At 58.7% G+C, this 13,552-nt stretch carries 13 protein-coding genes; 7 read left to right on the forward strand and 6 right to left on the reverse strand.

From position 1 onward, the window contains the following. Window positions 1-17: 17 nt before the first annotated feature. From I8E17_RS06835 to I8E17_RS06845, 3 genes are all read right to left on the reverse strand, one after another. Window positions 18-1,172: an amino acid ABC transporter permease gene (locus I8E17_RS06835; protein ID WP_069612067.1), complete on the reverse strand. Its 1,155-nt coding sequence runs from the start codon at window positions 1,170-1,172 to the stop codon at window positions 18-20. Between the two features lies 1 nt (window position 1,173). Next, window positions 1,174-2,367 (reverse strand): amino acid ABC transporter permease, encoded by a 1,194-nt coding sequence (locus I8E17_RS06840; RefSeq protein WP_069612068.1) that lies wholly within the window; start codon window positions 2,365-2,367, stop codon window positions 1,174-1,176. Window positions 2,368-2,463: 96 nt separating this feature from the next. Further along, a complete protein-coding gene (locus I8E17_RS06845; protein ID WP_069612069.1) occupies window positions 2,464-3,489 on the reverse strand; it encodes an amino acid ABC transporter substrate-binding protein in 1,026 nt (341 codons plus the stop codon). Between the two features lie 370 nt (window positions 3,490-3,859). Here I8E17_RS06845 and I8E17_RS06850 point away from each other — a divergent pair, with 370 nt between their 5' ends. After that, a complete protein-coding gene (locus I8E17_RS06850) occupies window positions 3,860-5,050 on the forward strand; it encodes a cystathionine beta-lyase (RefSeq protein ID WP_069612070.1) in 1,191 nt (396 codons plus the stop codon). Here the strand turns inward: I8E17_RS06850 and I8E17_RS06855 are convergent, their stop codons facing one another. Further along, window positions 5,051-6,214, reverse strand: coding sequence for an FAD-dependent monooxygenase (locus tag I8E17_RS06855; protein WP_069612071.1), 1,164 nt, complete (start codon window positions 6,212-6,214; stop codon window positions 5,051-5,053). 29 nt (window positions 6,215-6,243) lie between these two features. Beyond that, window positions 6,244-6,489, reverse strand: a complete 246-nt coding sequence (locus tag I8E17_RS06860) for a zinc-finger domain-containing protein (RefSeq protein ID WP_069612293.1) — start codon at window positions 6,487-6,489, stop codon at window positions 6,244-6,246. Between the two features lie 201 nt (window positions 6,490-6,690). On the opposite strand from I8E17_RS06860, the gene I8E17_RS06865 reads away from it, so the two are divergent. Further along, complete coding sequence (locus tag I8E17_RS06865; protein ID WP_069612072.1) at window positions 6,691-7,476, forward strand: alpha/beta hydrolase; 786 nt, start codon at window positions 6,691-6,693, stop codon at window positions 7,474-7,476. A gap of 1 nt (window position 7,477) precedes the next feature. Here I8E17_RS06865 and I8E17_RS06870 read toward each other — a convergent pair whose 3' ends face one another. Further along, a complete protein-coding gene (locus I8E17_RS06870; RefSeq protein ID WP_069612073.1) occupies window positions 7,478-8,278 on the reverse strand; it encodes an enoyl-CoA hydratase-related protein in 801 nt (266 codons plus the stop codon). 76 nt (window positions 8,279-8,354) lie between these two features. On the opposite strand from I8E17_RS06870, the gene cysE reads away from it, so the two are divergent. The 5 genes from cysE to clpA all read left to right on the forward strand — a co-directional run bounded on the left by cysE (window position 8,355) and on the right by clpA (window position 13,449). After that, a complete protein-coding gene (gene cysE / locus I8E17_RS06875) occupies window positions 8,355-9,218 on the forward strand; it encodes a serine O-acetyltransferase (protein ID WP_069612074.1) in 864 nt (287 codons plus the stop codon). 124 nt (window positions 9,219-9,342) lie between these two features. Then, a complete protein-coding gene (locus I8E17_RS06880; RefSeq protein ID WP_015339784.1) occupies window positions 9,343-9,546 on the forward strand; it encodes a DUF3126 family protein in 204 nt (67 codons plus the stop codon). A 352-nt stretch (window positions 9,547-9,898) separates the two neighbouring features. After that, complete coding sequence (locus tag I8E17_RS06885) at window positions 9,899-10,264, forward strand: phasin family protein (RefSeq protein WP_069612075.1); 366 nt, start codon at window positions 9,899-9,901, stop codon at window positions 10,262-10,264. 286 nt (window positions 10,265-10,550) lie between these two features. Beyond that, the gene (clpS, locus tag I8E17_RS06890; protein WP_069612294.1) at window positions 10,551-10,904 is read left to right on the forward strand and encodes an ATP-dependent Clp protease adapter ClpS; all 354 of its coding nucleotides are present in this window, start codon (window positions 10,551-10,553) and stop codon (window positions 10,902-10,904) included. A gap of 10 nt (window positions 10,905-10,914) precedes the next feature. Continuing rightward, entirely contained in the window at window positions 10,915-13,449 is a 2,535-nt protein-coding gene (gene clpA / locus I8E17_RS06895) for an ATP-dependent Clp protease ATP-binding subunit ClpA (protein WP_069612076.1), read from the forward strand. Window positions 13,450-13,552 lie beyond the last annotated feature (103 nt).

Raw genomic sequence — 13,552 nt, forward strand, 5'->3', positions numbered from 1 at the left:
TTGTATTTCCCTCAATTTTATCGCTTGTGGCCGGTGTCGAGATGGCGTTCCACGAAGCCTGAATAGCGCGACATGCCAAAGCAGAACAGCCAAAAAACGAATCCGGCGAATACAAGACCCGTTACGGGGGTCACCGCCGTCGCCCAGGAGGCATCCGAAAAGTTCTGACGAACGATACCGAGCAGGTCGAACATGCCGATGATCGCAACCAGCGACGTGTCCTTGAACATGCCGATATAGGTGTTGACGATGCCGGGAATGACCAGCTTGATCGCTTGCGGCAGAATGATCAGCCGCATCTTCTGCCAGTAGCCGAGGCCGAGTGAATCGGCGCCCTCGAACTGGCCCTTCGGTATCGCCTGCAGACCGCCGCGGATGACTTCGGCCATATAGGCCGAGGTGAAGATCGCGACACCGACCACGGCACGCAGCAGCTTATCGACAGTCCAGCCCTGCGGCATGAACAGCGGCAGCATATAGCTTGCCATGAACAGCACCGTAATCAACGGTACGCCGCGGATCACTTCGATGAATGTCACGCACAGCATGCGCAAGACCGGCATCTTGGAACGGCGGCCGAGTGCAAGCACGATGCCGAACGGGAATGAGACTGCGATGGCGACGAAAGCGATCACCAGCGTTACCAGCAGGCCACCCCATCGTTCCGTTTCCACCGTCTCAAGGCCGAAGCCTCCGTGGAGCAGGAAGAACGAAACAACTGGCAGCACGAAGAATGCCAGGATTGCGTTCAACCCCTTCCGGGGAACCGACGGTATCAGCAATGGAACGAAGCTGGCGATCATCAGGATGCAGACGAGGATCGGCCGCCAGCGCTCGTCCGGCGGATAAAGGCCGAACATGAAGATGGCGAATTTTGCGCGGACAAAGGCCCAGCACGCGGCGTTCCAGCCATCCGGCTGTGTTCCGCCCTGAACAGTGGTAGCGCAGAAGGTGCGGTCGGTTCCGCTCCAGACTGCATTTAGGAATAGCCAATTGATCAGGTGCGGGATCACCCAGGCAAGGAAGGTGATGGCAAGCACGGTGAGGACAATGTCCTTGGGCGTGGCAAACAGGTTCTTTTTCAACCAATGCCACGCACCTCTTTCGCTGGCGGGTGCCGGCTGCGCCGTGAGAAGCGCCTTGCTGACGAAGTGTTGATCTACGCTGGACATTCTATCTCTCCACCAGGGCCATCTTGGCGTTGAACCAGTTCATGAACAGCGATGTCACGATGCTCAAGGCGAGATAGATGATCATCCAGATGATGACGACTTCGACGGCTCGGCCGGACTGATTGAGGATCACGCCGCCGACGGCGACGAGATCGGCATAGCCGATGGCGATGGCAAGCGACGAGTTCTTGATCAGATTGAGATACTGGCTCGTCAGCGGCGGAATGATGATGCGCATGGCCTGCGGTATGACGATCAGCCGGTTGATGGCCGACGCCCGAAGGCCAAGTGCGCCCGCTGCTTCCGATTGACCCTTTGGCACGCCGCGAATACCGGCGCGTACGATCTCGGCAATGTAGGATGCGGTATAAAGGGACAGCGCAAGCAGAAGCGCAAGGAACTCCGGACTTATGACCGTGCCACCCGTCAGGTTGAATTTGCCGGCAATGGGATAGTCGAAGGAAAGCGGCATGCCCGTTACCAGGAAGACCAGCAACGGCAGGCCGATCAGGATGCCGATCGACACCCAGATCGTATGGAATTGCTGACCGGTTGCCGCCTGACGCCTGTGCGCCCAGCGCGCCACGAAAAATACGACGGCTATGGCGATGAGAAAGGCGATGCCGACGGCCCACATGCCCGCGCCGAAGATCGGGCTCGGAAAGGCGAGGCCGCGATTGCTGAGATAGCTGAAGAAGGGCAGGTGCACGGCATCGCGCGCCTGCGGCAGCAGCACCAGAACGCCGCTATACCAGAAGAAAATGACGAGCAGAGGCGGGATGTTGCGGAAGATCTCGACATAGGCCTGGGAAAGTTTCGCAATCAGCCAATTATGCGAAAGCCTGCCGATACCAATGAGGAAGCCGACGATAGTCGCCGCGACGATGCCGACCACCGAAATCAGGAGTGTGTTCAGTACGCCGACGAGAAGGGCGGTGGCATTGGTCGAATCGCTGGAGTAGGGAATCAGCGCTTGCCCCAGGTTAAAGCCAGCGCGTCCTTCGAGAAAGCCGAAGCCGAACGAGCGGTTCAATGCGCGCAGATTGTCGATGGTGTTCGTGACGACAAACCAGCAAAGTCCCGCGAGAATGATGATAGTGAGCGCCTGATAGAAGGCACCCCGAACTTTGGGGTCGTATAGCGCCGCCGATAGTGCCGAGCGCCCGCCTTCAGGCGAGTTTACAGTAATTGCCATATAGAATTTTTCCCCAATGTGCCTGTTTCAGGCTTGTTTTCTTGAGGGGAGAGAGGCGAAGCCGCCTCTCTCTTTTAAAGCTAGGCTCTTTGCGGCTTAGCGCACCGGCGGTGCGTATTGAATGCCGCCCTTGCTCCACAGAGCGTTGAGACCACGAGCGATTTTCAGCGGGCTGCCTGCGCCGATGTTGCGGTCGAAGACTTCGCCGTAATTGCCGACGCCCTTGATGATGTTATAGGCCCAGTCGTTGGTCAGGCCGAGGTCGGTGCCGATCGTCGAGCCCTGTTCTACGCCGAGGAAGCGCTTGATGTCCGGATTGGCCGAGTTCTTCATCTCGTCGACGTTCTTCTGGGTGATGCCGAATTCTTCGGCGTTCACGAGCGCGTAAGCCGTCCAGCTCACGATGTTGAACCATTGATCGTCACCCTGGCGAACGGCCGGGCCGAGCGGCTCCTTTGAGATGATTTCGGGCAGAACGACGTTGTCGTCCGGGTTCTTCAGCGTCAGGCGCAGAGCATAGAGACCGGACTGGTCGGTGGTGTAGACATCGCAACGGCCGGAATCGTAGGCCGTATTGACTTCTTCGAGCTTGTCGAAGACGACCGGATTGTATTGCAGGTTGTTGGTCTTGAAGTAGTCGGCCAGATTCAGCTCGGTCGTCGTGCCGGACTGAACGCAAACTGCCGCGCCGGAAAGTTCGAGTGCCGATTTTACGTTCAGCTCCTTGCGAACCATGAAGCCCTGGCCGTCATAATAGGTGACCGGACGGAATTTTAGGCCGAGCGCGGTGTCGCGGTTGATGGTCCAGGTGGTGTTACGGGAAAGTACGTCGATTTCGCCGGACTGCAGCGCGGTGAAGCGGTCCTTGGCGCTGAGAGGCGTGTACTTCACCTTGGTCGGATCGCCGAAGACAGCGGAAGCGACAGCCTTGCAGAAGTCGATGTCAAAACCGGCCCAGTTACCGGATGCGTCCGGCTGTGCAAAGCCGAGAAGGCCGGTATTCACGCCGCACTGGACGAAGCCCTTGGCCTTTACGTCGCTCAGCGTCGAAGCCGAAGCGCCGGACGCGGTATAAGCCAAGGCTGCGACTCCGAGGAATGCGGAGAGAGCAATCTTTTTCATTTTCCCTACCTTTGTCTATTTGTCTTATAATTAAACTGTATCGCGTCCGAAGTAGGTTCCTGGAGAACCGTTCCTTCCCTTTCTCGGTGCGAGTGGCGCTATCACAGTCGCAAATGGTGTAGCGGTCAAGAGATCGCCCCAATTATTGCGGTTTTATTCGGCATTTTTGCTTCTCGGGGATGAAAAATGGGCATTTGGCGCCAAAATGAGCGGCATGTTGCCAAAAATCTGCGCGAAAATGCGGTTTTGGCTGCCATTTTTGTTATTTTAGCCTTCTAATAATGTGTGGCGTTGGAATGATCGGGGTTGACCCCACTGGACTTGGTCGCCACAAATCCAGCTTCCAACAGCGCCAAAGGCATATCCTGACATGAAAGACAAAGACACAAACCTGCCGAACGCCGGCATCAACACGCGCTTGTCCCATATCGGCAATTCGCCGTTCGACTATCACGGTTTCGTCAATCCACCTGTCGTGCGTGCCTCGACGGTGCTGTTTCCCAATGCGCGCGTTATGGAGACGCATGACCAGAAATATACCTACGGCACGCGCGGCACGCCGACAACGGATGCGCTATGCGAAGCAATGGACGCGCTGGAAGGTTCGGCGGGAACGATCATCGTGCCGTCCGGGCTTGCTGCAGTCACCGTGCCGCTTCTTGCCTACCTCTCCGCCGGCGATCACGCACTGATCGTTGATTCGGTCTACGGTCCCACGCGCTTCTTCTGCGATACCATGCTGAAGCGCCTCGGCGTCGAGGTCGATTATTACGATCCGTCGATTGGCGCCGATATCGAGCGGTTGATGAAGCCGAACACCAAGCTGGTCCACACGGAATCGCCGGGTTCAAACACCTTCGAAGTGCAGGATATCCCCGCAATTTCGGCGGCGGCTCATCGTCACGGCTGCGTCGTGACCATGGACAATACCTGGGCAACGCCGCTCTATTTCAAGCCGCTCGACCATGGCGTTGACGTTTCCATCCATGCCGTGACGAAATACCCCGCCGGCCATTCCGACATTTTGATGGGCACGGTTTCCGCCAACGAGACGCATTGGAAGCGGTTGCTGGACGCTCACGGTCAGCTCGGCCTTTGTGGGGCGCCAGACGACGCCTATCAGGTGCTGCGCGGCCTGCGTACCATGGGCGTACGCCTGGATCGCCATCAGGAAAGCGCGCTTGCGATCGCCCGGTGGCTCGAGGGCAGGGAGGAGGTCGCTCGCGTCTTGCATCCGGCCTTGCCGAGCTTCCCCAGCCACGAACTCTGGAAGCGCGACTTCAAGGGTGCGAGCGGGATTTTCTCCTTCGTTCTGGCCGTCGACGATCCCCAGAAATTCAAGGCGAAGGCGCATGCCTTCCTCGATGCCTTGCGGATTTTCGCTCTGGGCTATTCCTGGGGCGGTTTCGAAAGTCTGGCCCTGCATGTCAATCTCAATGACCGGCGCGTCACCAAGGTCCCGACGGAAGGGCCGGTCATCCGCCTGCAGGTTGGTCTCGAAGACGTGCCGGATCTCAAGGCGGATATCGAAAAGGGCTTTGCCGCCGCCAAAGAGGTTTGATCAACCGATGGCGCGGTAGCCATAAATCCAGTCCATGTCCGCCGCGAGGCTTTGCGGCGGACGGAGGGAGAGAACGAGGTCGCGCGCGATCCGGATCGGGCCGCGGGCGTGATAGGCAAACTGATTGAAGGCGGCGCGTTGCCTCAGGCGCGCAATTCGTGGCGCCCGATGCTTTTCATAGAGTTCGAAGGCTTCCGCCGGCGAGCGCGCAGAAAGCAGCCCGCCAAGCTCGAAGGCATCCTCGATCGCCATGGCTGCGCCTTGCGCCGCAAACGGCATCATCGCATGCGCAGCGTCTCCGATCAGGATCGTATCGCGGCCATTATGCCACCGACCGTCCTTCATCTCGTAGAGCGGCCAGAAGCTTGTCTGCTCCTGTGCCTCCAGCATTTGCAGGATCGCGCCGTTCCAGCCGGAAAAGCCGCGCAGCATCTGCTCGCGTTGGGCCTTGCTGCCGGTCGCACTCCAATCGCGGCTGGTGCTGCTGCCGGAGACGATGGCGACGATATTGAAGGCGGCATTTTCCAGGATGGGATAGCAGACGAGATGGCTGGAAGGACCGAGAAATGCCGTGACGTTCGCCTTGTCCAGCAGGGCGGGGGCCGCCGCCTGCGGAATGGAGAAGCGCCAGGCAATATTCCCGGAGAAGAGCGGCGATGGCGCACTGGGCACCATCGCATGCAGTTTCGACCACACGCCGTCTGCGCCGATGATGAGATCGAATCCTCTTCCGGCGCTCTCTTCCAATGTCTGCTTGTCCTTGATATCGATATGCCGGCCGAGGTGCAGCCTGCATAAGTCATTGGCCGTTACCGCATTGAGGAGCGCCTTTTGCAGGGTCGCGCGATGCGCGGCACCATAGGGGGCACCCCATCGCTCTCGGGCAAATTTCCCGCAGGGAATGGAAGCGACAGGCCGCAGCGACGAGCCGGATACGAGTCGGACTTCCTCCGGCTCCAGCCAAACCGGTCTGAGCGCCTCGAGCACGCCGAGTGCATCGAGGACACGGGAGGCATTTGGCGAAATCTGCAGGCCCGCACCGACTTCGGTCAGCACCTCTGCCTGTTCGAAAATGTCGGAGGCAATCCCGTGTCTCGCCAGCGTGAGAGCCGCCGTCAATCCGGCTATTCCGGCGCCGATGATTGCGGCTGCTTTGATCGGCATTTTCTTATGTCCGATCGGACGCTATGGCGTCAGGCCGCCTTGAAATGGAAGACGCAGCCGGCCGGATTCGTCTGATCCGCCTTCAGTGAAGGATTGTAGCGGAAGAGCGTCGAGCAGTAGGAGCAGACCTTCTCGCTCTCGTCGCCGAGATCGATGAAGATGTGTGGATGATCATAGGGAACCGAGGCGCCGGTGCACATGAATTCCTTCACGCCGATTTCGATGACGCGATGTCCGCCGTCGTTCTGGAAATGGGGAATATTGTGGCCGGCCATGATGATCTCCGAATGCGTCTTGCCGTGAGCGGCATGAATGTTGCGCCAGACTTGGTAGCCCCTCTTTATAATCCTTCTTCCCGATTGTGTAGTGCGAAAGTCCGGCTTGAGGCAGAGATTTTCGCAGGCATAGGGTTCATTTGATATCGCCGATAAAATATGGTCCGGCGCCAACAGGACCCAGTTTGTGAAGACGACGCCATGAATCTCAATGCTCCCCCGATGTCCTATTTTATCAGCGACGGATTGAAGCTTGCCTTTTTCGATGACGGCGATCCGAGCGGCCCGCCGGTGCTGCTGATTCATGGCTTCGCTTCCACGGCGATTGCCAACTGGGTCAATCCGGGCTGGCTGAAGACGCTCGGCGAGGCCGGCTATCGCGTGATCGCCATCGACAACCGTGGCCACGGCTCGAGCGACAAGCTCTATGATGCCGATGTCTACCATCCGTGGATCATGGCAGAGGATGCCGTCGCCCTTCTCGACCATTTGGGCATTCCCGAGGCGCATGTCATGGGCTATTCCATGGGTGCGCGTGTTTCGACCTTCATGGCGATCGCTCATCCGGATCGCGTCCGCTCGCTGGTTCTCGGCGGTCTTGGCATCGGCATGGTCGAGGGCGTCGGCGATTGGGATCCAATTGCGGATGCGCTGGTGGCACCATCGCTCGATGATGTCACCCATGCACGCGGGCGCATGTTCCGCGCCTTCGCCGAACAGACGAAAAGCGATCGGCAGGCGCTGGCCGCCTGCATCCAGGGCTCACGCGATCTGGCGTCGAGGGAGGATGTGGCAAGGATCGAAGCGCCGACTTTGATCGCCGTCGGCACCAAGGACGATATTGCTGGCTCCGGCCGTGAACTGGCGGCGCTGATGCCGCATGCCGAGGCCGTCGACATACCGAACCGCGATCACATGCTCGCCGTCGGCGACAAGATCTTCAAAGCGGCGGTTCTCGAATTCTATCAGCGCCTCGGCCAGCGCTAAGTCACTTGCCGGTGAAGTGTGGTTTCCGCCGCTCTGCAAAGGCAGCGCGGCCCTCGGCATAATCGGCGCTGTCGAACGTCTCGGCGCCGATCACCTCCGCTTCGCGCAACAGATCGCCATCCTGCTCGATGACGGCACGGATCGCGAGCTTCGAGGCATGCAGCGCGATGGGGGCATTGGCGGCTATGGCATGGGCGAGGGCGGAGACTTCGCCATCGAATGCCTCTGCGTCGATTTCCTCCAGAAGAAAGCCGGCGGCAACCATCTTCTCGCCAGCCATGGGCGCGCCGGTAAACAGCGTGACCTTGGCCATCTGCGCTCCGAGCGCGTTGACGATGTCCTGCACGGCGTCGGCGGGATAGGCGATGCCGAGGCGGACGGCGGGGACGCAGAATCGCGCGCCTCGTTCGGCTATCCGAAGATCGCAGGCCGCTGCCAAGCCGAAGCCGCCGCCATAGCAAATGCCACGGATTGCGGCGATCGTCGGCACGCGGCAGTGACGGATAGCCTCGAAAGCCTGGCTGTTCAGCGCCTCATAGGCGACCGCGGTCTCGGAATTCTTGCGCACGCTGTCGAATTCGCTGATATCGGCGCCGGCTGAAAAATCGGCGCCCGCGCCGCGCAGAACAATAACATGCGCATGGGCTTCATCAGTCAGGATACGCACGGCTTGCGGGATGGCGCGCCACATGGCAGCCGTTACGGCATTCTTTCTGCCAGGGTTGCTGATGGCGATCGTACCGATCGCGTCGCTGCATGTCGCGCGAATGAGACCGCCGGCGAAGTCATGCTCGAAATTCATGCGCGATCAACCCATTTGTCTTGTCTGGCTTTTATTCTATATAATGCACCCCTGACAGAAAATCGGGAGACCGCCAATGGTCGCAGCAACGGATATTCGCCAGGTTGAAGGCTTGAGCGCGGTGAAGGTCATGGACCCGATCTGGGACAGCATGCGCGAGGAAGCACGCGCCGCTGCCGAAAAGGACCCTCTCCTTGCCGCTTTCCTCTATTCGACGATTATCAACCATCGTTCGCTGGAAGAATGCGTCATCTATCGCATCTGCGAGCGCCTCGACCATCCAGACATGCAAGCCATTCTTTTGCGGCAGACCTTTGAGGAAATGCTCGCCGACTGGCCGGAATGGGGATCGATTCTGCGTGTCGATATCCAAGCCGTCTATGATCGCGATCCCGCTTGCCTGCGGTTCCTGGAGCCTGTCCTCTATTTCAAGGGTTTCCATGCGTTACAGACACATCGTTTGGCGCACTGGCTGCATAATCGCGGTCGCCGCGATTTCGCGCTCTATCTGCAGAGCCGTTCCTCCAGCGTCTTCCAGACCGATATCAACCCGGCGGCGCGCATCGGCAAGGGCATATTCCTCGATCACGCAACCGGCCTCGTCGTGGGCGAGACGGCCGTGATCGGCGACAACGTCTCCATCCTGCATGGGGTCACGCTCGGCGGTACCGGCAAGGAAGGCAGCGACCGCCATCCGAAGATCGCCCACGGCGTCCTGATTGGTGCGGGGGCCAAGATCCTCGGCAATATCCAGGTCGGCCATTGCTCGCGCATTGCCGCCGGCTCCGTGGTGCTGAAGGAGGTGCCTGCCAAGACGACTGTTGCCGGCGTTCCGGCCAAAGTGGTCGGAGAAGCAGGGTGCTCCGAACCCTCTCGCTCGATGGATCAGCTGCTCGCCGAGCAATTGATCGTTGACCAGATCATGGGTGCAGGAATCTAGGAAATTCCAGTCCGATTTTCCGAGGCTTGCGCTGTCGCCGGATAGCTATGCGCGGTTCCGGTCTTTACACCGCCGCTTTTCCTATGCAAGAAGCGGCCAACAGAGATCCTCACGGAGAAGCATTGTGAAGCCCGAAGAAATCAAGAAACTCGACGCCTATTTCAAGCGCACGTTCAACCCGCAGGTCGTGGTGAAGGCCCGCCCGCGCAAGAACGATTCTGCGGAAGTCTACCTAGGCGAAGAGTTTCTGGGTGTCGTTTATATCGACGACGAAGATGGCGACCGCTCCTATAATTTCTCGATGGCTATTCTGGACGTCGATCTCTGATTATATCGATCTCGTATAGTGATCGAATATTTGGGCCGTATTTCATTGAAATGCGGCCTTTTTCTTTGACATTTGTCGATTTGATCATTCCGCTGCCGTTCTGATCTCTCTCGGCTTCTTTCTGCCCCGATGCCAATATTTTAATCAAAGCCTGTGGTTGCAGAGAGGATGATATATATTAGGAAAAACAGAATGATGCGGCGCACTCATCGTTATCGACACCGCGCCGTCATCCAAAATGCAACCGAAAGGTGATATTGCGGCGCACAAGACTACTTGACTAATTGTGCGTCGCATTTAACCTTTATCCCTGTAAACCGGCCGCCGGCCGGCCAACAAGGGACGGAGAAGCATGTTCAATTTCGATGAAGCGAACAAGAAGGGCAAGGAAGCCATGGACACGGCGCTGAAGAGCTATTCCGATGTCACGAAGGGCTTTCAGGCTATTGCTGCCGAAGCCGCTGAATACTCCAAGAAGTCTTTCCAGGATGGTGTTGCACACTTCGAAACGCTCGCCGGCGTCAAGAGCTTCGAAGCTGCCTTCGAACTGCAGAGCAGCTATGTGAAGTCTTCCTATGAAAACTTCATTGCCGAAGCCACCAAGCTCGGCGAAATGTATGCCGATCTCGCCAAGGTTGCCTACAAGCCCTACGAAGCGCCCGTCGCGGCTGCGACGAAGGCTGCCAGCAAGGCAGCGGCAACGGCGACCGCCGCTTAAACTTTCGCCGAAAGGCAAAATTCCCGGAAGGACCGGCTGCGCGACGCGCGGCCGGTCTTTTGCGTTTTGGCGCACCGAACCAGACATGGCGATATGCAGCGACTTTTTTGACCGCAGTCCCGTTTGTCAGCGAATTGTGATTGCAGTGTCCCGCAAGGGGCTTAAAATCACGCCAATATGAACTAAGTTAGAGGTTCGGATATCCGGCCCGACCAAGTGAAGAAACCAACCCAGTGCCAAGTCGGAATGCGATAGCTTCTGCCGGATGATTTGAGGAATGAATGAAATGATCGCTGAGCCGATCCGGATGCAAAACAATAGCGAAAGGAACGGGGACAACGGAAATCGCGGGACCTCGGTGATTACGCGCACCAAGCCCAAAACCAAGAAACCCAATCTATACCGCGTGCTGCTTCTGAACGATGACTATACGCCCATGGACTTTGTGATCCATATCCTGGAGCGTTTCTTTCAAAAGGATCTCGAAAGTGCCACCCGCATCATGCTCCATGTCCACAACCACGGCGTGGGCGAGTGCGGGATATATACATATGAAGTAGCCGAAACGAAGGTGAGCCAGGTGATGGACTTTGCCCGGCAGCACCAGCATCCGCTGCAATGTGTTATGGAAAAGAAGTGAGGATCTGAACGTGCCAACATTTTCGCCTAGTCTTGAGAAGGCGCTGCATCAGGCACTGACCTACGCGAACGAGCGGCATCACGAGTATGCCACGCTGGAACATCTGCTTTTGGCGCTGGTAGACGACGCCGATGCCGCAGCTGTCATGGGCGCGTGCAATGTTGATCTCGACGCGCTCCGTAAGACTCTGACTGAATACGTCGATAATGAACTCTCCAACCTGGTCACGGGCTATGATGAGGACTCGAAGCCGACTTCCGGCTTCCAGCGTGTCATCCAGCGTGCCGTGATCCATGTGCAATCTTCCGGCCGCGAGGAAGTGACGGGCGCCAACGTCCTCGTCGCGATTTTCGCGGAGCGGGAAAGCCATGCTGCCTTCTTCCTGCAGGAGCAGGAAATGACCCGCTACGACGCGGTCAACTATATCTCCCATGGCATCGGCAAGCGCCCGGGTTCCTCCCAGACCCGCACGCCGCGCGGCGCCGAGGAAAGCGAATCCGAAAGCAAGCCGACCTCCCGCGGCGAGCAGGAGGAGGGTAATGGCAAGAAGCAGCAGGACGCCCTGAAGGCCTATTGCGTCAATCTCAATGAGAAGGCCAAGAACGGCAAGATCGATCCGTTGATCGGCCGCCACTCCGAGGTCAACCGCACCATCCAGGTGCTGTGCCGCCGCTCAAAGAACAATCCGCTCTATGTCGGCGACCCTGGCGTCGGCAAGACGGCGATTGCCGAAGGTCTTGCCAAGCGCATCGTCGAGGGCAAGGTTCCGGAAGCTTTGGCCGATGCCACGATCTTTTCGCTCGATATGGGCACGCTGCTTGCCGGCACCCGTTATCGCGGCGACTTCGAAGAACGCCTGAAGCAGGTCGTCAAGGAGCTCGAGGAGTATCCGGGCGCCGTGCTGTTCATCGACGAGATCCATACGGTCATCGGCGCGGGCGCCACCTCCGGCGGCGCGATGGACGCGTCGAACCTGCTGAAGCCGGCCCTTTCCTCGGGTGCGATCCGTTGCATCGGTTCGACCACCTACAAGGAGTACCGCCAGTTCTTCGAGAAGGACCGGGCGCTCGTCCGCCGCTTCCAGAAGATCGACGTCAACGAGCCGAGCATTGAGGATGCCATCGAAATCATGAAGGGGCTGAAGCCCTATTTCGAAGAGTATCATCACCTGCGCTACTCGAACGACGCCATCAAGACGGCTGTCGAGCTGTCGGCTCGCTATATATCCGACCGCAAGTTGCCGGATAAGGCGATCGACGTGATCGACGAGACGGGTGCCGCCCAGATGCTTCTGCCGCCGTCCAAGCGCCGCAAGCTGATCACCGAAAAGGAGATCGAGGCGACGATCGCGACCATGGCCCGCATCCCGCCGAAGACGGTGTCCAAGGATGACGAGATGGTTCTCGCCAACCTCGAACAGGAACTGCGTTCCGTGGTCTACGGCCAGGATACGGCTATCGAAGCGCTTTCGACCTCGATCAAGCTGGCACGTGCCGGCCTGCGCGAACCGAACAAGCCGATCGGCTGCTACGTCTTCTCCGGCCCCACCGGTGTCGGTAAGACCGAAGTCGCCAAGCAGCTTGCCTCGTCGCTCGGCGTCGAGCTGCTGCGCTTCGACATGTCGGAATACATGGAGCGTCACACGGTTTCCCGTCTGCTCGGTGCACCTCCCGGCTATGTCGGCTTCGACCAGGGCGGCCTCCTGACCGACGGCGTCGATCAGCATCCGCACAGCGTGGTTCTGCTCGACGAAATCGAGAAGGCGCATCCGGATATCTTCAATATCCTGCTGCAGGTCATGGATCATGGCGCGCTGACCGACCATAACGGCAAGAAGATCGACTTCCGCAATGTCATCCTCATCATGACGACCAATGCGGGCGCTTCGGAAATGGCCAAGGCCGCCATCGGCTTCGGCTCGTCCAAGCGTACGGGCGAGGATGAAGAGGCGCTGAACCGCCTGTTCACACCGGAATTCCGCAACCGTTTGGATGCGGTCATTCCCTTCGCGCCGCTGCCGACGACTGTTATCCACAAGGTCGTTCAGAAGTTCATCATGCAGCTGGAAGCACAGCTTTCCGAACGGAACGTGACCTTCGACCTGCACGAGGACGCCATCGCTTGGCTGTCTGAGAAGGGCTACGACGACAAGATGGGCGCCCGTCCGCTGGCGCGCGTCATCCAGGAAAACATCAAGAAGCCGCTGGCGAACGAAATCCTCTTCGGCAAGCTGAAGAAGGGCGGCGTCGTCAACGTCACGGTCGGCAAGAAGGAAGACGGCACCACGGGCATTCTGCTCGAGGCGATCGCGGACACCGCTCCGATCCGGCCGAAGCCTGAAGCCGAAGTGGGCAGTGTGCCGGCCGAGGTGGAAGAGGATGACGGCGACGTCACCGTCAAGGCTAGAAGCCGCGTCGGCAAGGCTGCAACGGCAGCCGACAGCCGCCGCTCGGCCAAGGCCTCGCCTTCGAGCGAAAGCGGCGAGTCCGACGGCAAGTCGCCGCGCAAGGGCGGCGGCACGGTTCCGAAGGTTCCGCGCAAGTAATCACCGACCGGTGATTTGAGAAAAATGGAACGGCTGCATTGGAGATAATGCAGCCGTTTTTTATGGCTATGAAGAAATCCTCAGAAATGACTTGAGGAGCTGA

Origin of the sequence: Rhizobium sp. AB2/73 (genome assembly GCF_020871915.1) — a bacterium.
Lineage (GTDB): Bacteria > Pseudomonadota > Alphaproteobacteria > Rhizobiales > Rhizobiaceae > Rhizobium > Rhizobium dioscoreae.

Excerpts from the sequence above, each read along its gene's own strand:
- I8E17_RS06870 (WP_069612073.1), bottom strand. The coding sequence starts at position 8,278 with ATGAATTTCGAGCATGACTTCGCCGGCGGTCTCATTCGCGCGACATGC.
- I8E17_RS06865 (WP_069612072.1), top strand. The coding sequence starts at position 6,691 with ATGAATCTCAATGCTCCCCCGATGTCCTATTTTATCAGCGACGGATTG.
- I8E17_RS06850 (WP_069612070.1), top strand. The coding sequence starts at position 3,860 with ATGAAAGACAAAGACACAAACCTGCCGAACGCCGGCATCAACACGCGC.
- I8E17_RS06860 (WP_069612293.1), bottom strand. The coding sequence starts at position 6,489 with ATGGCCGGCCACAATATTCCCCATTTCCAGAACGACGGCGGACATCGC.
- cysE (WP_069612074.1), top strand. The coding sequence starts at position 8,355 with ATGGTCGCAGCAACGGATATTCGCCAGGTTGAAGGCTTGAGCGCGGTG.
- I8E17_RS06885 (WP_069612075.1), top strand. The coding sequence starts at position 9,899 with ATGTTCAATTTCGATGAAGCGAACAAGAAGGGCAAGGAAGCCATGGAC.
- I8E17_RS06840 (WP_069612068.1), bottom strand. The coding sequence starts at position 2,367 with ATGGCAATTACTGTAAACTCGCCTGAAGGCGGGCGCTCGGCACTATCG.
- clpS (WP_069612294.1), top strand. The coding sequence starts at position 10,551 with ATGATCGCTGAGCCGATCCGGATGCAAAACAATAGCGAAAGGAACGGG.
- I8E17_RS06835 (WP_069612067.1), bottom strand. The coding sequence starts at position 1,172 with ATGTCCAGCGTAGATCAACACTTCGTCAGCAAGGCGCTTCTCACGGCG.
- I8E17_RS06845 (WP_069612069.1), bottom strand. The coding sequence starts at position 3,489 with ATGAAAAAGATTGCTCTCTCCGCATTCCTCGGAGTCGCAGCCTTGGCT.
- I8E17_RS06855 (WP_069612071.1), bottom strand. The coding sequence starts at position 6,214 with ATGCCGATCAAAGCAGCCGCAATCATCGGCGCCGGAATAGCCGGATTG.